This window comes from Actinopolyspora sp. BKK2 (genome assembly GCF_011291845.1).
Classification (GTDB): domain Bacteria; phylum Actinomycetota; class Actinomycetes; order Mycobacteriales; family Pseudonocardiaceae; genus Actinopolyspora; species Actinopolyspora saharensis.
Genome location: NZ_JAANTE010000001.1, coordinates 305,844 through 326,087, shown reverse-complemented (window position 1 = coordinate 326,087; position 20,244 = coordinate 305,844). Strand labels below are relative to the sequence as shown.

Below are 20,244 nucleotides of genomic sequence, written 5' to 3'. Positions count from 1 at the left end.
GCGTGAAACACCCTGTGCGGAAACCGGGAAGACCGCGTGAACGGGTGGTGATGGCGGGATTGTGACGGACGCACCGGAGCCCTGCGCGGCGGGGGATTCGAGCGACGTGCGACCGTGGTGGACGTGGTCGAACAGGGCGAGGACAGCGCCGCGCAGTGGCGACGGGCCTGTGAACTGGTCGCCGCCGCGCGCCGGATCACGATACTGACCGGTGCGGGAATCTCCACCGGGGCCGGGATCCCCGACTTCCGGGGACCCAACGGGGTGTGGACCCGCGATCCGCGGGCGCAGCGGCTCAGCGACATCGACAGTTACGTGTCCGACCCGGAGGTGCGTCGCCTGGCCTGGCAGAGCCGGGCCGAACACCCCGCCTGGGACGCCGTTCCCGGGCCGGCGCACCGCGCCTTCGTCGACCTCGCGGACGCGGGAAGGCTGCGTGCCGTGCTGACGCAGAACATCGACGAGCTGCACCAGCGAGCCGGGCTCGATCCCTCCTACGTGCTCGAACTGCACGGGTCGATGTTCGGCACGGTGTGCCTGTCCTGCTCGGCGAGCGGCACCATGCGGGCGGCCCTGGAGCGGGTGGCTGCGGGCGAGCAGGACCCGCACTGCACGGAGTGCGGGGGCATCCTCAAGTCCGCCACCGTCTCGTTCGGTCAGGCGTTGGACCCGGAAGTGGTCCGGGAGAGCCAGCGGGCGACGATGGACTGCGATCTGTTCCTGGCCGTGGGGACCTCGCTGGGCGTGCACCCTGCGGCCGGTTTCACCGATCTCGCCGTCCGCGCGGGCGCCGGGCTGGTGATCTGCAACGGCGAGCCGACCCCCTACGACGGGCAGGCCGACGCAGTGCTGCGGGGGAACCTCGACGAGCTGCTGCCCGAGCTGCTGTCCGTGCCGCCCGACGAGAACCAGCCGCCGCTGCGCACCTGGGCGGACCCGCGCACCTGGTGACGTGAGGCAGGTGGCCGCCGATCACCCGCTCGTCCGGTGCCGCTTCGGCGGCGGAGCACGTCGCGTAGCGTGAAATCATGACCTCGCTGACGAGTGGTTTGGCCGGGATCGTGCTGGCGGGCGGGCGCGGAACCCGGCTCGGGGGCCGGGACAAGCCCGCCATCACCCTGGCGGGGCGTTCGCTGCTGGACCGCACGCTCGACGCCGCCGCGGACGCCGACCCGCTGATCGTCGTCGGCCCGTCCAGGCCGGTTTCCCGAAAGGTCCGCTGGACCCTCGAGGACCCCGCCGGGGGAGGGCCGGTCGCTGCGCTGGCCGCGGGGTTGGAGTCGTTGACCGAGCGCGCGGAGCTGGTCGCCGTGCTGGCGGCCGACCACCCGTGGTTGACCGGTGCCGCCCTGCGGAGGCTGGTGCGCCGGTTGCGCGCGGAGGACAACGCCGGGGGAGCGGTGCTCGTCGACGACGGGGAGCGGCCGCAGTGGCTGCTGGGGGTGTGGGACACCGATGCGCTGCGGCGGGTCGTGCCTCGGGATGCCGCGGGGCGTGCGCTCGGTGGGGTGCTGGCTCGGGCGGATCCGCTGCGCGTGCCCGCCGCGGCCGCCGAGGCCTCGGACGTCGACACCCCCGAGGAGTTGGACCGGGCGCTGCGGGACTTCGAGGGCTGAAAGTCGCAGCGGGGAGCGTTCGCGGGATTTTTCGGGGCGCTGCGGCAGGTCTTCAAGGTATAGACATCACTGTTGCTTCAGTGTTGACTGAAATTAGATCTCGAAAAACCGATCAACCACACGGCTCTGACGGGGGAGTGGGGCTCTCCACGAGCACGTAGCGCACATCCGGTGTTCGAAGCGGCATCGGCCGGAGCGCGGCGTCCGTGAGGCCATCGCGGCGATCAACTCGGACCTGAATCGGCCTCGTCGACGTGGCGGGTGTTGGCGCTGCACCAGGCTTCGGTCATGGTCTCGCCACCATGCCCCTGGCCTTCATCGATGAGCAGCTCGCTGCCGGGCCAGGCTTGGTGGAGTCGCCAGGGGGTGATCGCAGGCCCGCTGACGTCACGACGGCCGTGGATGAGCGTGGCGGGCACCCCGACCAACCGATCCATCCGCTCCAGGATCGGCGGGGCGAGGAAGGCGTCGTGGGCCCAGTAGTGGGTGACGAGCGTGGCGAAGACGTGCCGGTACTCGTCGTCCTCCCAGCGCGGATCCCGGCGCACGCCGCCGGTTCCGATGGAGATGTGGTGGTCTTCCCACTCCGCCCAGGCGTGCGACGCAGCGTCGCGCGTCGCCGGGTCCGGATGTGTCATCAGCTGGGCGTACGCCTCGACGATGCGGTCGTGATCACGCCGGTAGCCGATGTCGGCCTTCTCGGCGTGGTCGGCCAGGCGCTGCCAGGCTTCCGGGAAGATCGCGCCGACGGTCTCGGTGATCCAATCGACCTGGGACCGGTCGGTCGTGGTGACGGCCACGGCCACGATGCCCAGCACCCGTTCCGGGTGGGTTTGCGCATAGGCGAGGGCGAGCGTTGAACCCCAGGAGGCGCCGTTGACCAGCCACCGGTCGACGTGGAGGTGCTCACGCAGTCGCTCGAGGTCGTCGATCAGGTGCGCCGTCGTGTTCCGGTTCAAGTCGTCACCCGGCACGGTGACGTGCGGCGTGGATCGCCCGCAGCCGCGCTGGTCGAGACCGATGATGCGGAACCTCGACGGATCGAACGCCTTCCGGTAATCACCCGTGCCGAGGGTGCCGCCCGGTCCACCGTGCAGGTACACCGCGGGAGTGCCTGCGGGATTGCCCGCTTCCTCCCAGTAGATCTCGTGGCCGTCATCGACGGCCAGCATCCCGGAATCCCGGGTCTCCGCCCTGTCGAACACGAAGTGCAACGCTACCGCAACCGCGGGGTACGACGCTCTACGCTGCCGTCGAAGGCGTCCGTCCCACGAGGTGAGTGGGGCGACTGGTGCGAGCGTTGTCCGCTCCGCTTTCCTGCTATTCTAGCATCTGTATTTTCAGTGTTGAATGAAATAAAATACCCGGAAAACTTCGAAGAAGCCCCGCTGCGGAAAACGCGAATCAGACGCCGACGTACTCGGCGAGGTGTTGGCCGGTGAGGGTGGGGCGGTCGGCGACGAGCTCGGCGGGCGTGCCCTCGAAGACGACCTTCCCGCCGTCGTGACCGGCTCCGGGGCCGAGGTCGACGATGTGGTCGGCGTGGGCCATGACCGCCTGGTGGTGCTCGATGACGATGACCGACTTGCCTGCGTCGACGAGCCGGTCGAGCAGGCCGAGCAGTTGTTCGATGTCGGCGAGGTGCAGGCCGGTGGTCGGCTCGTCGAGGACGTAGACGCCGCCCTTTTCGGACATGTGGGTGGCCAGCTTGAGGCGTTGCCGCTCGCCTCCGGACAGCGTGGTCAGGGATTGGCCGAGGCTCAGGTAGCCGAGTCCCACGTCGGCCAGTCGGGCCAGGATCCGCTGCGCGGCCGGGGTGCGCGCCTCGCCGGGGCCGAAGAACTCCGCGGCCTCGGTCACCGACATCGCCAGCACCTCGCTGATGTCGCGGCCTCCGAGGTGGTACTCCAGCACCGACGCCTGAAACCGTTTCCCCGAGCACTCCTCGCAGGTGGTGGCGACACCGGCCATCATGGCCAGGTCGGTGTGGACGACGCCCGCACCGTTGCAGCCGGGGCAGGCGCCCTCGGAGTTGGCGCTGAACAGCGCCGGTTTCACGCCGTTGGCCTTGGCGAAGGCCTTGCGGATCGGGTCGAGCAGTCCGGTGTAGGTCGCCGGGTTGCTGCGTCGTGAGCCACGGATCGCGTCCTGGTCGACCGGGATCACGCCCGCTTCCGGCGGGATCGACTCGTGCGCCAGCGAGCTCTTGCCGGAGCCGGCCACACCGGTGATCACGCAGAGCACCCCGAGCGGGATGTCGACGTCGACGTCGGCGAGGTTGTGGGAGGTGGCCCCGCGGATCTCCAGCGTGCCGGTCGGCTCGCGCACCTGCTTCTTGACGGCGACCCGGTCGTCGAGGTGGTGACCGGTGAGGGTCTCACCGCTCCGCAGCCCCTCGACGGTGCCTTCGAAGCAGATGGTTCCGCCGGCTGAGCCCGCGCCGGGGCCGAGGTCGACGACGTGGTCGGCGGTCGCGATCACCTCGGGGTCGTGCTCCACCACGAGCACCGTGTTGCCCTTGTCGCGCAGTCGCAGCAGCAGGTCGTTCATCCGCCGGATGTCGTGGGGGTGCAGACCGATGGTGGGTTCGTCGAAGACGTAGGTGACGTCGGTCAGCGAGGAGCCGAGGTGGCGGATCATCTTGGTGCGCTGGGCCTCACCGCCGGACAGCGTGGCCGAGGGGCGGTCGAGCGAGAGATAGCCCAGTCCGATCTCCACGAAGGAGTCGAGGGTCTGCCGCAGCGCGGTGAGCAACGGCGCCACCGACGGCTCGTCCAGACCGCGGATCCACTCGGCCAGGTCGCTGATCTGCATCGCGCAGGCCTCGGCGATGTTGACCCCGGCGATCCGCGCGGAGCGGGCCGTCTCGTTGAGCCGGGTACCGGCGCACTCGGGGCAGGCGGTGAACACGACCGCCCGGTCCACGAACTCCCGGATGTGGGGCTGCATCGACTCGCGGTCCTTGGACAGCATCGACTTGCGGATCCGCGGGATCAGCCCCTCGTAGGTGACGTTGATACCGCCAATCCTGACCTTGACCGGCTCCTTGTGCAGGAAGTCGTGCAGTTCGTCGTCGGTGTAGTCGCGGATCGGCTTGTCCGGGTCGAGGAACCCGGACTCGGTGAACGGGCGCAACGTCCAGTGGCCGTCCCCCGTGTAGCCGGGCACGGTCACCGCTCCTTCGTGGAGCGACTTGCCCGCATCGTACAGCTGGGAGAGGTCGAAGTCGGTGATCGAGCCCCGTCCCTCGCAGTGCGGGCACATGCCTCCGGTGACGCTGAAGCTGCGCCGTTCCTTCACGGTCCTGCCGCCGCGTTGCGTGGTGATCGCACCGGCTCCGCTGATCGAGGCGACGTTGAACGAGAAGGCCTTGGGCGAGCCGATGTGCGGTTTGCCGATGCGGCTGAACAGGATCCGCAGCATCGCGCCCGTGTCGGTGGCGGTGCCGACGGTGGAGCGCGGGTCGCCGCCCATTCGTTCCTGGTCGACGATGATCGCCGGGGTCAGCCCGTCCAGCACGTCGACCTCCGGCCGCGCCTGCGTCGGCATGAAGCCCTGGACGAAGGCGCTGTAGGTCTCGTTGATCATCCGTTGTGATTCCGCGGCGATCGTGCCGAACACCAGCGAGCTCTTACCGGAGCCGGAAACGCCGGTGAACACCGTCAGCCTGCGCTTCGGGACGTCGACGTCGACGTCGGCGAGGTTGTTCACGCGTGCGCCCCGCACGCGGATCAGGTCGTGGCTGTCGGCGGGGTGCTCGGCCGTGCTCATCGTGTCTCCGTCCGTGGCGCTGCATCGCGTTCGTGGCCCCGTCGGGGTCGGTCGAAGCGTACGGCCGCCCCCTGACAGGGGGAGTGTCGTCGGTTGTCCAGCGGTTGAACAGCCGCACCGCCGGGGAGGGGAGTGGGTCGACTCGCCGCTGTCAGCGGTGTCGGGGCATTGGTTCGGGAGGGTTGGAGTACTGGTCGTCGTGTTGTTCGTCGTTGTGGTTTATGAGCATCCAAATTTTTCAGAGTTGACCGAAAAAAACTTCACCACAGTCACACGCAGCACAAGTTCCAATAGACAAATACGCTGCCCCGAAGCGTGATCAGTACAGCTACGTGCCACTATCGGCAGCGGCGGCGACGATCACTCCGTGGTGGGATCCGCGCACGACAGGGGTGTCGATGTTTCGGTTGGAGGTTTCCCAGTGACCGATCCGGGTCAGGGTGGTAGCGACAGTGCCGCGGGTGCGGGGACGGCCGGGTCGGCTCACTCGGCGGATCACGTCAACACGCCTGCCAGGGACGCGCAGCTGCTCGAGCGCACCGTGTTCGAGGTCAAGCGCGTGATCGTCGGGCAGGACCGGTTGGTGGAGCGCGTGCTGGTCGGTCTGCTGGCAGGCGGGCACATCCTGCTGGAGGGCATCCCCGGTGTGGCCAAGACCCTGGCGGTGGAGACCTTCTCCTCGGTGGTGGGGGGAAGTTTCTCGCGGCTGCAGTTCACCCCCGATCTGGTCCCGGCCGATCTGCTCGGTACGCGCATCTATCGCCAGGGCAGCGAGCAGTTCGACGTCGAGCTGGGGCCCGTGATGGCCAACTTCGTGCTCGCGGACGAGATCAACCGCGCCCCGGCCAAGGTGCAGTCCGCGCTGCTGGAGGTCATGGCCGAGCAGCACGTCTCGTTGGCGGGCAACAGCTATCCCACCCCGCAGCCCTTCCAGGTGCTGGCCACCCAGAACCCGATCGAGAACGAGGGGGTCTACCCGCTCCCGGAGGCCCAGCGCGACCGCTTCCTGTTCAAGCTGTTGGTCGAGTACCCGACGGCCGAGGAGGAGCGCGAGATCGTCTACCGGATGGGTGTGCGCCCGCCGGAGCCGCAGACCGTGCTCAACCCGGAGGAACTGCTCCGGCTGCAGCAGGTCGCCTCCAACGTGTTCGTGCACCACGCGCTGGTGGACTACGTCGTGCGTCTGGTGCTGGCCACCCGTTCTCCCAACGAGCACAACCTCTCCGACATCGCGGGCTGGGTCTCCTACGGGGCGTCCCCGCGCGCCACGCTCGGTGTCGTGGGGGCGGCCCGCGCCCTGGCGTTGTTGCGGGGGCGTGACTACGTGCTGCCGCAGGACGTGGTCGACGTGGTTCCGGACGTGTTCCGGCACCGGATCGTGCTGTCCTACGACGCTGTCGCCGACGGGGTGCCCGTCGATCACGTGGTCAACAGGGTGCTGCAAACGGTGCCGCTGCCGCAGGTCTCGGCGCGGCCGCAGTCGCCTGCTCCGCAGTACGGTGCCGCGCAGCAGGGCGGCGCTGCCGTGGGCGGCGTGAGCTACGGGCAGCCCTCCACCGGCGTCAGCAATCAGTGAGGAGTCGGTTCGTCGTGTCGACTGCCGGTGAGCGTCCGGAGTGGGCGCCGCCCGCGCTGAACCAGGAGCGCATGCGCGCCGCGCTGCGCTCTCTCGAACTGACGGTGCGCGGCAGGTTGGACGGGCTGTTGCAGGGCAATCATCTCGGTCTGGTCCCGGGGCCGGGGACCGAGCCGGGGGAGGCCCGGCCGTATCAGCCCGGTGACGACGTTCGGCGGATGGACTGGTCGGTGACGGCCCGCACCACCGAGCCGCACATTCGGGAGACGATCGCCGACCGGGAGTTGGAGACCTGGGTGGCGCTGGATCTCTCCGCGAGCCTGGACTTCGGCACCGCGGCGTGCACCAAGCGTGAGCTGGCGATAGCGGGCATGGCCGCCGTGGCCCATTTGACGCGGGGTGGGGGCAATCGTCTGGGGGCCGTGGTCTCCAACGGTGAGCAGCTCACCAGGCATCCGGCTCGCGGTGGGGGTGATCACACGCGTGCGCTGCTGCGGCGGGTCGCCGAGACTCCGCACCCGCCGGAGGGGGTGCAGGGTGATCTCGCCGCGTTGGTCGAGGCGTTGCGCAGGCCGCCGCGGCGGCGCGGGTTGGCTGTGGTGGTCTCGGACTTTCTCGGTTCCGTCGACTGGCAGCGGGCGATGCGCGGGTTGGCGGCCAGGCACTCGTTGCTGGCCGTGGAGGTCGTCGACCCACGTGATCTGGAGCTTCCCGAGGTGGGTGAGGTCCTGTTGAGCGATCCCGAGACGGGGAAGCAGCGCGAGGTGCGCACCACGCCGGTGCTGCGTCGTGAGTTCGCCGCGGCGGCCTCCGCGCACCGGGAGCGGGTGGCTGCCGAGCTGCGGCGGCTCGGGGCTGCTCATCTGGTTCTGCGCACTGATTCCGACTGGATCGCCGACATTGTCCGGTTCGTCGTCGCGCGCAAGCGCGGATGGTCCGGAGGAGTGGCATGAGCTTGACAGGTTTCAAGGCCCCCTGGTGGTTTCTGCTGCTAGCCGTGGTGCTCGTCCTGGTGGCGGGCTATCTGTGGGTGCAGCGCCGGCGTAGGCGCAGCGCGATGCGGTTCAGCAATCTCGCCTTGCTCGAGCGGGTTGCTCCGCGCAGGCAGGGCTGGCCGAAGCACGTTCCGATGGCGCTGCTGGGTGTGACGTTGGTGCTGTTGACGGTGGGGTTGGCCGGGCCGACCTCCGAGCAGCGCATTCCGCGCAACCGGGCCACTGTGCTGTTGACGATGGACGTTTCGCTGTCGATGAAGGCTCGCGACGTCAGCCCGAGCAGGTTGCGGGCGGCCAAGCAGGCCGCCAAGGAGTTCGCGGACAAGCTCACTCCCGGCATCAACCTGGGGTTGGTCTCGTTCGCGGGGACGGCGACGGTGATGGTCATGCCGACCACGGATCGTCCGAGCGTGAAGCAGGCCATCGACAGTTTGCAGTTGTCCGAGGCGACCGCCACCGGTGACGGGATCAAGGCTTCGCTGTCGGCGATCGAGTCGTTCGGGCGGATGGTCGGTGGTGGCCAGGGGGCGCCGCCTGCGCGGATCGTGTTGATGGCCGACGGGGGGCAGACCATTCCGCGGGAGTTGGACGCGCCCCGCGGGGCGTACACCCAGGCGAAGGCGGCCGAGGAGTCCGGGGTGCCCATTTCGACGATTTCCTTCGGCACCGAGCACGGCAGCATCGAGATTCAGGGGCAGCGTCAGCGGGTGGAGGTCGATGACGAGGCGATGCGCCACATAGCTGACCTGTCCGGAGGGGATTTCTACAAGGCCGCCAGTGCGGAGCAGCTGCGTCAGGTCTACGACACGTTGCAGGAGCAGATCGGTTACGAGATCAAGCGGGCCGATGCCAGTAAGCCGTGGTTCGTGCTCGGGACGCTGGCGGGCATCGTCGCGGCCGGGACTGCTCTCGTGGTGGGGCGGCGGCTGCCCTGATTCCCCCGGTGGTGGTCGGGCGGCGATGCGCGGGGCTCGGCAATTGTCCGCGCGGTCGTTTCGGTGCGAGTGCGCGATCTCTGTGAAGCGCTGTGCTCGAATGTTCGGACCGGCTTCGGTTGTCGGTCGGGTTGCTATGATCTGATGCCCGGGTGACCAATTCCAGCCCCACGTCCAAGGAATCGTCGGTTGTTCCCGAAACCTCGCCGTCGCGGGGCGGGTGGTGGGAACGGTTGAATTTGCGGGGACGCCTGCACACGTTGGTGACGCGTTACTGGCGTGTTCTCGTTGTCGTTTCGATACCTCTTTTGGCCTTCTCGGTGTGGTCGGAGCTGCTGCCTTTCCTCGCGCGCTCGAAGGGTGGGGGCTTTCACGTCGGGGGCGATTTCGATGTTTATCGCTGGGCCGTGCACACCTGGTTGGAGGGCGGTAACACCGTCGAGAACTGGGCTCCGATGCGGAACGGCGAGATACTGCCCTGGGTGTATCCCCCGTTCGGGGTGCTGCCGCTGACCGTGTTCGCCCTGCCGCCGACCACGGTGGGCGTGTTCTTGATGTGGGCCGCGGATCTGGCGGCCATCGGGATGACGCTCTACTTGGTGGTGCGGTACCGCTGGCCCAGCGTGGGCCCGCGTGGTGCGCTGGCGGTGGCGGCCGTGGTGCTTCCGGGCACCTTGTGGTTGGAGCCCGTCTACTCGTGTTTCGCCCAGGGGCAGGTCAATCTCGTGTTGATGGGGCTGATCGTGGCTGACTGCCTGGTGCCGAATCCGCGCTGGCCGCGTGGAATGTTGGTGGGCATCGCCGCCGCGACCAAGCTCATGCCCGCGGCTTTCCTGCTGTTCTTCCTGTTCCGCAAGGATTTCCGAGCCGCGGTGGTCAGCGTGGTCACCGGGGTGGTGTGCACGCTGATCGGTTTCGCGATCGATTTCGAGTCCTCGATGGATTACTGGTTCAACTACGGGCCGGCTTCTTCCGTGGCGGGGCACACGCTCGACAGCAACCAGTCGGTGATGGGCATGGTCGCCCGGTGGGGGCTCGATCCGCTCGTGCAGAACGGCATCTGGGCGGCGGTGTGCCTGGTGTTGACCGTGGTGCTGGTGCGCACGGTCGGTCGGGTCGACGCGTCGGTGGCGATGGCGTTGACCGGGGTGTTCACGCTGCTGGTGTCGCCGACGTCCTGGTCGAGCCACTGGGGGTGGTTCGTGCCGGGGGCGTTGATCCTGCTCGGGGCGGCGGTGACCGCGCGCAGCATCGCCCGGTTCGCGCTCGTGGTGGTGATCGTCGTCGCGGCCAGGCGGATCCCGTTCACCATGTTGGCGCACGAGAACGTTCCCGCGTTGCTGTGGGTGCCGCAGCAGCTGGCCGGTAACGCCTACGTGGTTCTCTCGATCGTGCTGTTGCTGCTGACTGGCTGGCAGGTGAGCCGAGCCCGTCCGGCCGGGCGCGTTTCGGAGGTCGATGTCGGGGAGCAGGCTGCTCTCAGTCGCGGTTGAGCGGGCGCGGGCGGTCCTGGTCGCCGCCCGCGCGTTGCGCCTGTGCGCGGTAGCGTCGGTGGATGACCTCCTCGATCACCGGTCTCGGTGAACTGCCGATGCTCGTCGAGCTGGGGGCGGCGCTGCTGCTGTCCAGTCTGATCGGGTTGGAGCGCGAGGTCAGGGCCAAAAGCGCCGGTTTGCGCACGCACGCTCTCGTCGGTGTGGGGACCGCGCTGCTGGTGCTGGTGTCGAAGTACGGTTTTCTCGACACGTTGGAGTGGTCCAACGTGCAGTTGGGGCCGTCCCGCGTGGCGGCTCAGATCGTGTCGGGGATCGGGTTCATCGGCGGCGGGTTGATTTTCGTGCGCCGGGACGCGGTGCGGGGGCTGACCACGGCGGCGACCGTGTGGGTGGTGGCTGCCGTGGGGATGGCCTGCGGCAGCGGTCTGCTGGTGCTGGCGGCGGCGACCACGTTGGCGCACTTCATCGTGGCCGTGGGCTACCAGTACCTGGTGGCGCTGCTGCGGAGGATGTTGCGTGAGCCGCAGGGCGTGCGGATCGGTTATCTGGACGGGCACGGTGTGCTGCGCAACGTGTTGACGTTGTGCACCAGCCGGGGGTGGGCTGTGCTCGATCTGCAGGTCGAACGCGAGGACAGCGACGACAACAACCAGCGCACCGCCGTGGTCGCTCTGCGGCTGCGCGGCAGGCGCGATGTGACGGCGCTGCTCGACGAGCTGTCCGCGCTGCCCGGTGTGCTGCACGTCGCCTCCAGCGAACCCGTGGAGAACGGGTTCTGAAACGAGTCCCACCCGGCGGGATCGTCAAGTTCATCGCGTCCGCGGGCTCACTGCGTGAATGCTCGGCGCACGGTCTCGGCGAGGGCGTGTCGGCGTCGTTCGTGCACGGCGGGGTCTTCGTCGGCGGATGCGGTGTAGGTGGTGCTGGCTGGTGACCAGGTCATCGATATCGCGATGACCATCGAGTAGACCTCGGATGGTTCGAGGTCGGCGGTGATCAGGCCGTCGCGCTGCGCGTCGGCGATCGCGGCCAGTTTGCGAGCTACGTCCTCGGCGGCGGCGACCAGCAGGTCCCCGGTCGGGGTGCGTTCCAGCCGAGCCCACGTGGCCAGCAGCACGATTTCGGGACGTTGGAGGTAGGCGTCGTAGAGGCGTGCTGCGTAGCCGGGCAGGTCGGTCGCGTCGAGCGGGACCATGTCCACGATCAGTCGCAGGTGCTCGTGGAACACCGTGTCGAACAGTTGGTCCTTGTTGCCGTAGTAGGCGTACAACTGGGCCTTGTTGGCCTGTGCGGACTCGGCGATGCGGTCGACCCGCGCGCCGGCGATCCCGTGCCGAGTGAACTCGGCGGTCGCCGCGTCGAACAGCCTGCGTCGTGTTGCCTGTCCATCACCCATGCCCACAAGGGTACAAACTGGTTAGTTTGCTTTCGCTCGCGTGAGTCGGCGTTTCGGTAGCAGGCGCGCAGAAAACAACGGTTAGCCGTGTTCCTACTGGCCACAGGGCCGAGATCGCTGACGAGATGTGGGTGGTAGCCGAATGAGCCGCTGACGGGGCGGTGTTCGGTGGCGGTGAGGATGTGCTCCGTTCGTTGATCACTACGGGCGGAGCGGTGGATGTCGACGAGGTTCTTCTCCGATGAGGAGATCGAGCGGCTGCGGTCGTGGCCTGCCGAGTTGGGCCGGGATGAGCTGATCCGGTACTTCACGTTGGGCTCGGATGATCGGGCGTGGTTGGAGCGGTCGGCTCGGGGGCAGGGCAATCGGCTGGGTTTGGCGGTGCAGTTGTGCACGCTTCCCTGGTTGGGTTTCGTGCCTGATGAGGTGCCGGCTGCACCGCGGGCGGCGGTGAATCGGCTGGTCGTGCAGCTCGGCGTTGGGTTGGCCGAGCTCGCCGGGTATGGGGCGCGGGAGCAGACCCGCACCGAGCATCTGCGGCTGGTGGCCGAGCGGCTGGGGTGGCGGTTGGCCAGGGACGCCGAGTGGAAAGACCTCGAGGAGTTCCTATTGGCGCGGGCGATGGAGCACGACGCGCCGAGTGCGCTGTTCCGTGTGGTCTGCGAGTACTGCGCCGGTGCTCGGATCATCCGGCCTGGTGTGGTGCCGCTGATGCGCGCGGTCGCCACCGCACGGGAATGCGCCGTGGCCGAGACGTTCCTGCGGCTGGAGCCGCTGCTGGGGGCGCAGCGGCGGGAGGAGCTCGACGCGCTGCTGGTCGCGGGTGGGGATCTGCGGATCTCGCGGTTGGCGTGGCTGCACCGTGGGGCGACGACCGCGTCGCCGATGGCGATCCGGGCCGAGCTGGACAAGCTGCGGTTTTTGCGTGGGTTGGACGCGCACACCCTGGACTTGTCGATGCTTCCCGAGGCGCGACGTCGCCGGCTGGCCGGGATCGGCCGCCGCAGCACGAATCAGGCCCTGGCCCGTCGGGACGGCGACAAGAGGTATCCGGTGCTGCTGGCCACGGTCGCCGAGTGCGCCGTCGAGGTGCTCGACGAGGTCATCGGCATGTTCGACCAGGCCTTGACCGGAGTGGAGAACCGCGCGAAGCGCAAGCTCGACGATGTGCTGGCCCAGCGGGCCCGAGAGTCCGAGGACCGGCTGAACCTGCTGGAGGAAATCCTCGCGGTGGCCACCGATGTGGACGTGCCCGATACCGACGTCGGGCCCCGGTTGCGGCGCGGGATCGGGCTGGAACGGCTGCGCACCGCCCGGCGTGACCCCGCCGACCGGCTACCGCGCGATCATGGGCATCTGGCGATGGTGGAGTCCAGCTTCACCTACCTGCGCGAGTTCGCCCCGCACGTCATCCGCGCTCTGTCGTTCGAGGCCGCGGTGGATGCTCGGCCGCTGCTCGAGGCCGTCGAGGTGCTGGCCGAGCTGTACGCCCGCGGTGGCCGGAAGGTGCCCGAGGGGGCGCCGACCGAGTTCGTGCCGAGTCGGTGGCGTGGCTACCTCGATCAGGCCGCCACCAGCGGCAACACGACCGCGTACCGGCATTACTGGGAGCTTGCCACCCTGTTGGGTTTGCGGGATGCGCTGCGGTCCGGGGATGTGTGGGTGCCGGGCTCGCGGCGGTTCGCCGACCCGACCACGTTCCTGCTGCCCGCGAGCCGGTGGGAGGCGCTGCGGGGCGAGTACTGCGCCCTGGTCGGCGCCCCGCAAGAGGCCGATGAGGCGCTCGAGAACGCGGGCGAGCAGTTACATGCCGCGCTGACCGAGCTCGAGCCGCTGCTGGCTTCCGGGGAGGGGCCAGTGCGCCTGACCGAGCGCGGTGAGCTCGTGGTCAACCGGCTGAGTGCCGAGGCGGTGCCGGACGAGGTCGAGCGGCTGCGCGGCCAGCTGCTCGCGCTGTTGCCCCGGCCGCAGTTGACCGAGCTGCTCATCGAGGTCGACCGGTGGGCGGACTGGTCGGATCAACTCACCCACGCCGGCGGCAAGACCCACCGTGAGCCGCAGCTGCGCCGCAACCTGTACGCGGCGATCCTGGCCCAGGCGTGCAACTTCGGCGTGAGCGCGATGGCCGAGGCCTCCGGGCTCTCGGAGGAGACGCTGCGCTGGACCACCGAGTGGTACCTGCGCGAGGACACGCTGCGGGCGGCGAACGCGACGATCGTCAACCATCACCACCGGCTGCCGCTGGCGTCGATGTGGGGCGGGGGCACGATGTCGTCCTCCGATGGGCAGCGGTTCCCGATGCGGGGCAAGTCGCTGACCGCGCGGGCGATGAGCCGCTACTTCGTCAACGAGGGGGTGGCCACCTACACCCACGTCTCCGATCAGCACTCCACCTACGGCACCAAGGTCATCCCGGTCACCGACCGCGAAGCCGTGTACGTGCTCGACGAGCTCCTCGGCAATGCCACCGATCTGCCGATCACCGAGCATGCCACCGACACCGCCGGGCAAACCCTGACGGTGTTCGCGCTGTTCGCGCTGACCGGATTCACCCTGTCCCCGCGCATCCGCGACCTCGGCGAGATCACGCTGCACCGCCTCGACACGCGCAAGCAGGTTGTGGGCGGGTTCCCGCACGCGGGCACCCTGTTGACCGGCACGATCGACACGGCGCTGATCCGCAGCCAGTGGGACGAGATGCTGCGGCTAGCCGCCTCCCTCAAGTACGGCCACGCCACCGCCTCGCTGGTGGTATCCAAACTGCACGCCTCCTCGCGGCGCTCCGCCCTGGCCCAGGCCCTGGTCGAGTACGGCAAGCTGCAGCGCACGATCTACGCGCTGCGGTATCTGGCCGACGAGGCCTACCGGCGGCGGATCACCCGCCAGCTCAACAAGGGTGAAAGCCTGCACTCGCTGCGCCGGGATTTGTTCTTCGCCCACGAGGGCACCGTGCGGCGCCGGCACCAGGAGCAGCAGACCGAACAAGCCCTGTGCCTGTCGCTGGTGACCAACGCGATCATCACCTGGAACACCGCCTACCTCGAGCTCGCGCTCGAGCGGCTGTCGCAGCGGTGCGGGCGTGTCGACCCGGACCTGCTGGCCCACATCTCCCCGGCGCTCATGGAACACATCAACCCGTACGGCACCTACGAATTCCCCGTCGAGGCCGAGTACGCCCGCACCGGCTACCGACCGTTGCGCACCGTCGAGGCAGAGGGCTGACGCAGCACGGCGCCGACCGCGGCCTCGGGCGTGTCAGCGCTGGGTGTCCTGTCTCGGCCGGTTGGTGGGCGCGTGCTCGCCCGAGGACGCGGGCCGTCGTCGGGATCCCAGAGTGGCGATGATCGTAGCCAGGATCAGCACGGCCAGGGCCAGGAGGACGACGAGGGTTTGGTGGCTGCTGATCCAGGTGGTGGCGGTGCTGGCCAGCGGGCCCAGGCTCAGGGCCGTGGGGGGTTGGCCGCCGGTGGTGACAGGGATCCAGTAGGCGAGCAGGTAGGCGCCGCTGAGGATCAACAGGACGGCGGTGATGCGGTGCATGTGCGGCAGCAGCCGGCGTACCCAGCGGGTGGCCAGGCTGCTGGCGAAGGCGGCCGAGACGGATAGTGCCACCAGCAGGGTGGCGGCGCCGGTGGCGTAGGCGGCGAACACGGCGAGCATGCCTGCCGGGTTGGTCGTGGCGAGGGCTTGGCTGACGACGGCCAGCAGCACGGCCACGGTGCAAGACAGGGAGGCGATGCCGTAGCCGACGCCGAAGGCGACCAGGCCCCACCGGCCGCCGCCCTGGCGCGGCTGCACCCGGTTGGTCAGGCGCAGCGGCAGGTGCCGTCCGGTGAGCATCGCCAGGCCTGCCACGGCGAGCAGGACGCCGACGGCGATGGCGAACCACGGCGCGAGCCCGGTGATCGCGCGCAGGCCCGCGGCCAGGGCGAGTCCCGCGACGGTGAGGGTGCCGGTGAACCCGGCCGTGATCATGAGCCCCGAGGCCAGGCCGGTGCCGAGCCGGGCCGCCACGCTGGTGCGCCCGGTCGAGCTTTGGCCGGGGTCGGCCACGGTGCCCAGCATGGCGGGCAGCAGCGCGAACCCGCAGGGGTTGACCGGCGAGATCAGCCCGGCGCCGAAGGCCATGGCCAGCAGCGCGATCATGAGCGAGCCTTCTGGATGGCGGTGGTGATGGCGTCGGTGCCGGCATCAACGCCGCGGAAGATCTCCTGCCCGTCGGGTCCGTAGACGACGGTGGTGCCCAGGGCCGTGACCTGCTGCGCCTGCGCCAGCGGCACCCCGTTGGCGACGACGGGCACCTGGGGATTGCCGGCCGAGCGCAGGAAGCTCCGTAGGGAGCTGGTGGGAACCTCGGGGATGAGGTTCAGCGCCACGAACCGCGCCTGCTGCCCAGTCTGTTGTTGTGCTTGGGCGAGCTGTTTGGTCGCGGGCACGCAGGTGGAGCAGCCGGGGGCGAAGAAGTAGGCCACCGTCACCCGACCCCGGCTGGGGATGGTGAGTTGTCCGCCGTCCAGGGTGGTGACCGTGCCGGGGTGACCGGTGACAGGCTGTTGTTGGCCGGCGGCGCCCGCCGCGGACTGCTGAGTGGCGGGGCTATTGCCGCAGCCGGCCGCACCGAGCGCGACGAGCAGGGCCAGCGCCAGTGCTGGCCCGGCACGGCGACGGTGACGCGGGCCATGTCCGAGTACAGCGGGGCTCATCACTCTGTCCTTTCGCGACGACCAAGCAGGATCAGGGACGTCGACATCAATCTGCGGTGGTCGCAGGCTGGCTGCGGGCTCGTGGGGCGAGGAGGATGCCGCGGTGGCGGGCGAAGTGCTGCATGATCACGCCGAGGGCGAGGCCCATGGCGGCGTGGGCGAGCAGGGTGTCGAGGAAGTAGCCGTTGAGCAGCGTGTCGAACTTCTCCAGCCCGAAGGGGCCGAATTTCGGGGCCATGGGCGGCAGGGTCATCATGGCGACTTCGACGACGGCCACCGAGAACAGCATCGCGCCCCACCAGCGGGTGCGACCGAACAGGATCGAGTAGACCACGCCGAAGCCGATGCCGTTGAACAGGTGATAGGCGGCGCCGAGCGTGTAGCTGACCGGGGTGGGCTCGGACATGGGCGGTGCGGCGGTGATCAGGTTGCCGAACATCGTCACTGAGTCCGGCAGATACCCCAGGTGCACCCCGGCCACGCGCACCGCATCCAGCGCCAGGGTCAGCAGTATCCCAGCGAGGATGCCCAGCCACAGCCGCCGTGACAGCCGCGCCATGCCGGTGGCGCGGGCGTGGAGCAGCACTCCGGTCACGATGGCCATGCCGGGCAGGGCGACGACGCTGAACAGCACCGGCATCGGGGCCAGTCCACTCGAGGCGGCCACGATCACCAGCGGGGACACCCCGGCGGCGGCCAGGGCGAGCAGCGTCAGGAAGGCTTCGCGTGTCGATGATGTCGGGTCGGGGTCCTCGAGCGACGTGGTGGGTGTCGTGGTCACCGGGGAAACCTCCTGCGCGTGGGCTCGTTGTCGGGCCGCTGCTGCGGGGACGGGGCACTCTCGTCGTGGTGCCGGTCTGGGGGTGGGCAGCAGTCGTCACGCTGCGACGGCGACGAGGAGCCGTCCTGGGGGCTGTGGGTGGCTGATCGCTTGCGGGCCGCGGTGAGCGCCACTGCGCTCACCAGGGCCACACCGGCGGCGGCCCACAGCCACGGGCTGGAGAAGATCCCGGCCAGGGCGCCGAGGGCTCCGGCCGCGATCAACACCGGGCCCGCGCAGCACAGGATCAAGGCTGCGCCGATGCCGAGTCCGGCGAGCAGGCCCCGTGTGTCCGAATTGCTCATCGCTGATCACGTCCCTGTCCGTGTGGGGTGCGGTCCGTCGATGCGCTCGCAGGTGGCCAGGGCCGTGCAGTTGTCGGCGGCCAACGAGCGGGCCAGCACCACGAGTTCGGCCACCCGCGGGTCGGTGACGCGGTAGTAGCACCAGCGGCCCTCGCGGCGCGCCTGCACGTAGCCGCAGTCGGCCAGACACGCCAGATGCGTCGACACCCGCCCCTGGGCGAGCCCGACGTGGGCCACGCAGTCACTGACGGAGTGCTCGCCGTCGAGCAGGAACTCCAGTAGCCGCAGCCGGGTGGGATCACCCAGGGCGCGGAAGAACTTCGCCACCGTGCCCACCTGCTGCCCGTCGTCGGACAGCAGCGGTGTGCCGGGGTCGGGATGTGCGGTGCTGGTCATGGATCTCCTCCCACCGTCGAGCACATATCCGGATATGGGGATACGATGATGCCAGCATACATCCGCTCATGCGGATACAACGACGGGTGGGCAGTACCCACCACCTCCGAGGAAGGGCGAGCAACCATGGCTTTCGATCTGGCGATCATCGGCTCCGGCGGGGCAGCCTTCGCGGCCGCGATCGCGGCCCGACGGGACGATCGCTCGGTGGTGATGGTCGAGCGCGGCACCATTGGCGGCACGTGTGTGAACACCGGGTGTGTGCCGTCGAAGGCGTTGCTGGCCGCCGCCGAGGCACGCCACGTCGCTCTGTCGGCCGAGCACTTCCCCGGCATTCGGGCCAGCGCCGACGAGGTGGCCTTCGGCGAGCTCATCGCCGGCAAAGACAGCCTGGTCGCCGACATGCAGGCCGAGAAGTACACCGGCCTGGCCGCCGAGTACGGCTGGGAGATCATCAGCGGCCAGGCGAGCTTCGTCGACGGCCCGGCCCTGCAGGTCGAGCTGGCCGACGGCGGGGCGCGGCGGATCGAGGCCGAGCATTACCTCGTGGCCACCGGATCGATCCCGTGGGCACCGCCGATCGATGGGCTCGACGAGGTGGACTATCTGACCTCGACCACGGCGATGGAACTGGACGCGCTGCCGGAATCGATGTTGGTGCTCGGCGGCGGCTACGTCGGCCTGGAGCAGGCCCAATTGTTCGCCCGCCTGGGCACCGAGGTCACCGTCGTCGCCCGCTCGCAGTTGGCCTCGGCCGAGGAACCCGAGATCTCCGACAGTATCGATCAGGTCTTCGCCGAGGAGGGCATCACCACCCACACCCACGCCCAGGTGCGCACGGTGCGCCGCGACGGCGGTCATGTGGTGGCCACGGTCGACAGTAGCGACGGAAGCACCCGTGACGTCCGTACCGAGCAGCTGCTGGTGGCCACCGGGCGTCGTGCGGTCACCGACGAGCTCGGGCTGGAACAACTCGGGGTGAAACTGGACAGTCGGGGCCACGTGCGGGTCGACGAACAGCTGCGCACGGACCATCCCCGCATCTGGGCCGCTGGGGATGTGACCGGGCATCCGCAGTTCGTCTACGTCGCCGGCGCGCACGGCGCCGTGGTCGTCGACAATGCCTTCCACGACGCCGGACGCAGGCTGGACTATCACCATCTGCCGCGGGTGACCTTCACGACCCCCAGCATTGCCGCTGCCGGGATGACCGAGGGCGAAGCCGAGCGGGCCGGCTACGAGTGCGAGTGCCGCGTGCTCGCGCTGGAGCACGTGCCGCGGGCGCTGGTCAACCGCGACACCCGCGGGCTGGTCAAACTCGTCGCCGAGGCCGAGTCCGGGCGGCTGCTGGGTGCGCACGTGTTGGCCGCCGGTGCCGGTGACGTCATCGCCACCGCCGTGTATGCCCTGCACAACCAGATGACCGTGCACGACATGGGCGAGCTGTGGTGCCCCTATTTGACCATGGCCGAAGCTCTCAAACTCGCCGCGCAGACCTTCACCCGCGACGTGTCCAAACTGTCCTGCTGCGCCGCCTGACCCGCTCAACCACCCCAGGAAGGACCGCGTGATGACCACCGAACAGCATCCCCTGGCCGAGCGGCTCAGCGACACAGTGAGCTCCGCCCTCACCGAGGGCGGCATGGCGTGGCTGTGGCCACCACTGCTGCGACTCCTGGCCCGCGGCCACCCCGTCACCGCCGACGAGCTCGCCACAGCCACAGGCCACAGCACCGACGAGGTACGCCACGCCCTGGCCGCGCTGCCGGATGCCGAATACGACGAACACGGCCGTCTCGTCGGCTACGGCCTCACCCAACGCGCCACCCCGCACCGCTTCACCGTCGACGGCCAGCAGCTGTACACGTGGTGCGCGCTGGACACACTGCTGTTCCCGGCCGTGCTCGACCGGCCCGCCGAAGTGGAATCGCCCTGCCACACCACCACAACCCCGGTGCGGCTGACCGTCGAGCCGGACAAGGTCGTCGACGTCGAACCGGCCGACGCCGTCGTCTCGATCGTCACCCCCGGACAGTGCACGTCGGTACGCTCAGACTTCTGCGACCAGGTGCACTTCTTCGCCTCGCCTGAGGCCGCCCAACCGTGGCTGGCCGAGCATCCCGGCGCCACCGTGCTTCCCGTGGCCGAGGCCTTCACCCTCGGCCACCAGCTCGCCGAGCAGCACAGGAGCACCGACACCCCCGACTGCTGCTAGAAGACCGCACACCCAATGCG

Annotated in this window: 18 protein-coding genes; 10 read left to right on the top strand and 8 right to left on the bottom strand. The window is 69.2% G+C overall.

What is annotated here, in order from left to right:
- Positions 1-123: 123 nt before the first annotated feature.
- The gene (locus G9Q41_RS01515; protein ID WP_245695622.1) at positions 124-951 is read left to right on the top strand and encodes a Sir2 family NAD-dependent protein deacetylase; all 828 of its coding nucleotides are present in this window, start codon (positions 124-126) and stop codon (positions 949-951) included.
- Positions 952-1,028: 77 nt separating this feature from the next.
- Positions 1,029-1,616, top strand: a complete 588-nt coding sequence (locus tag G9Q41_RS01510; RefSeq protein ID WP_207630404.1) for a nucleotidyltransferase family protein — start codon at positions 1,029-1,031, stop codon at positions 1,614-1,616.
- Between the two features lie 224 nt (positions 1,617-1,840).
- Here G9Q41_RS01510 and pip read toward each other — a convergent pair whose 3' ends face one another.
- Together pip and G9Q41_RS01500 are read right to left on the bottom strand one after the other, a co-directional pair.
- Positions 1,841-2,821, bottom strand: coding sequence for a prolyl aminopeptidase (gene pip / locus G9Q41_RS01505; RefSeq protein WP_207630405.1), 981 nt, complete (start codon positions 2,819-2,821; stop codon positions 1,841-1,843).
- A gap of 199 nt (positions 2,822-3,020) precedes the next feature.
- Positions 3,021-5,387, bottom strand: coding sequence for an excinuclease ABC subunit UvrA (locus G9Q41_RS01500; protein WP_165631530.1), 2,367 nt, complete (start codon positions 5,385-5,387; stop codon positions 3,021-3,023).
- 526 nt (positions 5,388-5,913) lie between these two features.
- On the opposite strand from G9Q41_RS01500, the gene G9Q41_RS01495 reads away from it, so the two are divergent.
- The 5 genes from G9Q41_RS01495 to G9Q41_RS01475 all read left to right on the top strand — a co-directional run bounded on the left by G9Q41_RS01495 (position 5,914) and on the right by G9Q41_RS01475 (position 11,168).
- A complete protein-coding gene (locus G9Q41_RS01495) occupies positions 5,914-6,963 on the top strand; it encodes a MoxR family ATPase (RefSeq protein WP_278250770.1) in 1,050 nt (349 codons plus the stop codon).
- Between the two features lie 71 nt (positions 6,964-7,034).
- Entirely contained in the window at positions 7,035-7,916 is an 882-nt protein-coding gene (locus G9Q41_RS01490; protein ID WP_242687055.1) for a DUF58 domain-containing protein, read from the top strand.
- A complete protein-coding gene (locus G9Q41_RS01485; protein ID WP_092521546.1) occupies positions 7,913-8,893 on the top strand; it encodes a VWA domain-containing protein in 981 nt (326 codons plus the stop codon). The genes G9Q41_RS01490 and G9Q41_RS01485 overlap by 4 nt, the downstream gene beginning before the upstream one ends.
- A gap of 308 nt (positions 8,894-9,201) precedes the next feature.
- Positions 9,202-10,386: a glycosyltransferase family 87 protein gene (locus G9Q41_RS01480; RefSeq protein WP_092521548.1), complete on the top strand. Its 1,185-nt coding sequence runs from the start codon at positions 9,202-9,204 to the stop codon at positions 10,384-10,386.
- A 62-nt stretch (positions 10,387-10,448) separates the two neighbouring features.
- Positions 10,449-11,168, top strand: a complete 720-nt coding sequence (locus G9Q41_RS01475) for an MgtC/SapB family protein (protein ID WP_092521550.1) — start codon at positions 10,449-10,451, stop codon at positions 11,166-11,168.
- 47 nt (positions 11,169-11,215) lie between these two features.
- Here the strand turns inward: G9Q41_RS01475 and G9Q41_RS01470 are convergent, their stop codons facing one another.
- The gene (locus G9Q41_RS01470) at positions 11,216-11,785 is read right to left on the bottom strand and encodes a TetR family transcriptional regulator (protein ID WP_092521552.1); all 570 of its coding nucleotides are present in this window, start codon (positions 11,783-11,785) and stop codon (positions 11,216-11,218) included.
- A 219-nt stretch (positions 11,786-12,004) separates the two neighbouring features.
- Between G9Q41_RS01470 and G9Q41_RS01465 the strand changes: the two genes are divergently transcribed.
- Positions 12,005-15,007 carry a Tn3 family transposase gene (locus tag G9Q41_RS01465; protein WP_165631533.1) on the top strand — a complete coding sequence of 1,001 codons (3,003 nt, stop codon included), beginning with the start codon at positions 12,005-12,007 and terminating at the stop codon, positions 15,005-15,007.
- A gap of 33 nt (positions 15,008-15,040) precedes the next feature.
- On the opposite strand, the gene G9Q41_RS01460 is transcribed toward G9Q41_RS01465, so the two are convergent.
- Genes G9Q41_RS01460 through G9Q41_RS01440 form a run of 5 tightly spaced genes read right to left on the bottom strand, consistent with a single transcriptional unit; the run spans position 15,041 to position 18,009 of the window.
- Positions 15,041-15,931 (bottom strand): cytochrome c biogenesis CcdA family protein, encoded by an 891-nt coding sequence (locus G9Q41_RS01460; protein ID WP_083666643.1) that lies wholly within the window; start codon positions 15,929-15,931, stop codon positions 15,041-15,043.
- Positions 15,928-16,488 carry a hypothetical protein gene (locus G9Q41_RS01455; RefSeq protein WP_165631534.1) on the bottom strand — a complete coding sequence of 187 codons (561 nt, stop codon included), beginning with the start codon at positions 16,486-16,488 and terminating at the stop codon, positions 15,928-15,930. Before G9Q41_RS01455 ends, G9Q41_RS01460 begins: the two co-directional genes overlap by 4 nt.
- Before the next feature lie 46 nt (positions 16,489-16,534).
- Complete coding sequence (locus G9Q41_RS01450; RefSeq protein WP_165631535.1) at positions 16,535-17,269, bottom strand: hypothetical protein; 735 nt, start codon at positions 17,267-17,269, stop codon at positions 16,535-16,537.
- A complete protein-coding gene (locus G9Q41_RS01445) occupies positions 17,266-17,613 on the bottom strand; it encodes a hypothetical protein (RefSeq protein WP_165631536.1) in 348 nt (115 codons plus the stop codon). Before G9Q41_RS01445 ends, G9Q41_RS01450 begins: the two co-directional genes overlap by 4 nt.
- 6 nt (positions 17,614-17,619) lie before the next feature.
- Positions 17,620-18,009, bottom strand: coding sequence for a metalloregulator ArsR/SmtB family transcription factor (locus G9Q41_RS01440; RefSeq protein ID WP_075850074.1), 390 nt, complete (start codon positions 18,007-18,009; stop codon positions 17,620-17,622).
- Between the two features lie 126 nt (positions 18,010-18,135).
- On the opposite strand from G9Q41_RS01440, the gene merA reads away from it, so the two are divergent.
- Both merA and merB read left to right on the top strand, forming a co-directional pair.
- On the top strand, positions 18,136-19,548 hold the full coding sequence (gene merA / locus G9Q41_RS01435) for a mercury(II) reductase (RefSeq protein WP_165631537.1): 1,413 nt from the start codon (positions 18,136-18,138) through the stop codon (positions 19,546-19,548).
- A 31-nt stretch (positions 19,549-19,579) separates the two neighbouring features.
- The gene (gene merB / locus G9Q41_RS01430; protein ID WP_075850076.1) at positions 19,580-20,224 is read left to right on the top strand and encodes an organomercurial lyase MerB; all 645 of its coding nucleotides are present in this window, start codon (positions 19,580-19,582) and stop codon (positions 20,222-20,224) included.
- Positions 20,225-20,244: the final 20 nt, after the last annotated feature.

Coding starts and splice junctions, on each gene's coding strand:
- G9Q41_RS01510 (WP_207630404.1), top strand. CDS start 1,029: ATGACCTCGCTGACGAGTGGTTTGGCCGGGATCGTGCTGGCGGGCGGG.
- G9Q41_RS01500 (WP_165631530.1), bottom strand. CDS start 5,387: ATGAGCACGGCCGAGCACCCCGCCGACAGCCACGACCTGATCCGCGTG.
- G9Q41_RS01490 (WP_242687055.1), top strand. CDS start 7,035: ATGCGCGCCGCGCTGCGCTCTCTCGAACTGACGGTGCGCGGCAGGTTG.
- G9Q41_RS01485 (WP_092521546.1), top strand. CDS start 7,913: ATGAGCTTGACAGGTTTCAAGGCCCCCTGGTGGTTTCTGCTGCTAGCC.
- G9Q41_RS01475 (WP_092521550.1), top strand. CDS start 10,449: ATGACCTCCTCGATCACCGGTCTCGGTGAACTGCCGATGCTCGTCGAG.
- G9Q41_RS01470 (WP_092521552.1), bottom strand. CDS start 11,785: ATGGGTGATGGACAGGCAACACGACGCAGGCTGTTCGACGCGGCGACC.
- G9Q41_RS01465 (WP_165631533.1), top strand. CDS start 12,005: ATGTCGACGAGGTTCTTCTCCGATGAGGAGATCGAGCGGCTGCGGTCG.
- G9Q41_RS01460 (WP_083666643.1), bottom strand. CDS start 15,931: ATGATCGCGCTGCTGGCCATGGCCTTCGGCGCCGGGCTGATCTCGCCG.
- G9Q41_RS01455 (WP_165631534.1), bottom strand. CDS start 16,488: ATGAGCCCCGCTGTACTCGGACATGGCCCGCGTCACCGTCGCCGTGCC.
- G9Q41_RS01445 (WP_165631536.1), bottom strand. CDS start 17,613: ATGAGCAATTCGGACACACGGGGCCTGCTCGCCGGACTCGGCATCGGC.
- G9Q41_RS01440 (WP_075850074.1), bottom strand. CDS start 18,009: ATGACCAGCACCGCACATCCCGACCCCGGCACACCGCTGCTGTCCGAC.
- merA (WP_165631537.1), top strand. CDS start 18,136: ATGGCTTTCGATCTGGCGATCATCGGCTCCGGCGGGGCAGCCTTCGCG.
- merB (WP_075850076.1), top strand. CDS start 19,580: ATGACCACCGAACAGCATCCCCTGGCCGAGCGGCTCAGCGACACAGTG.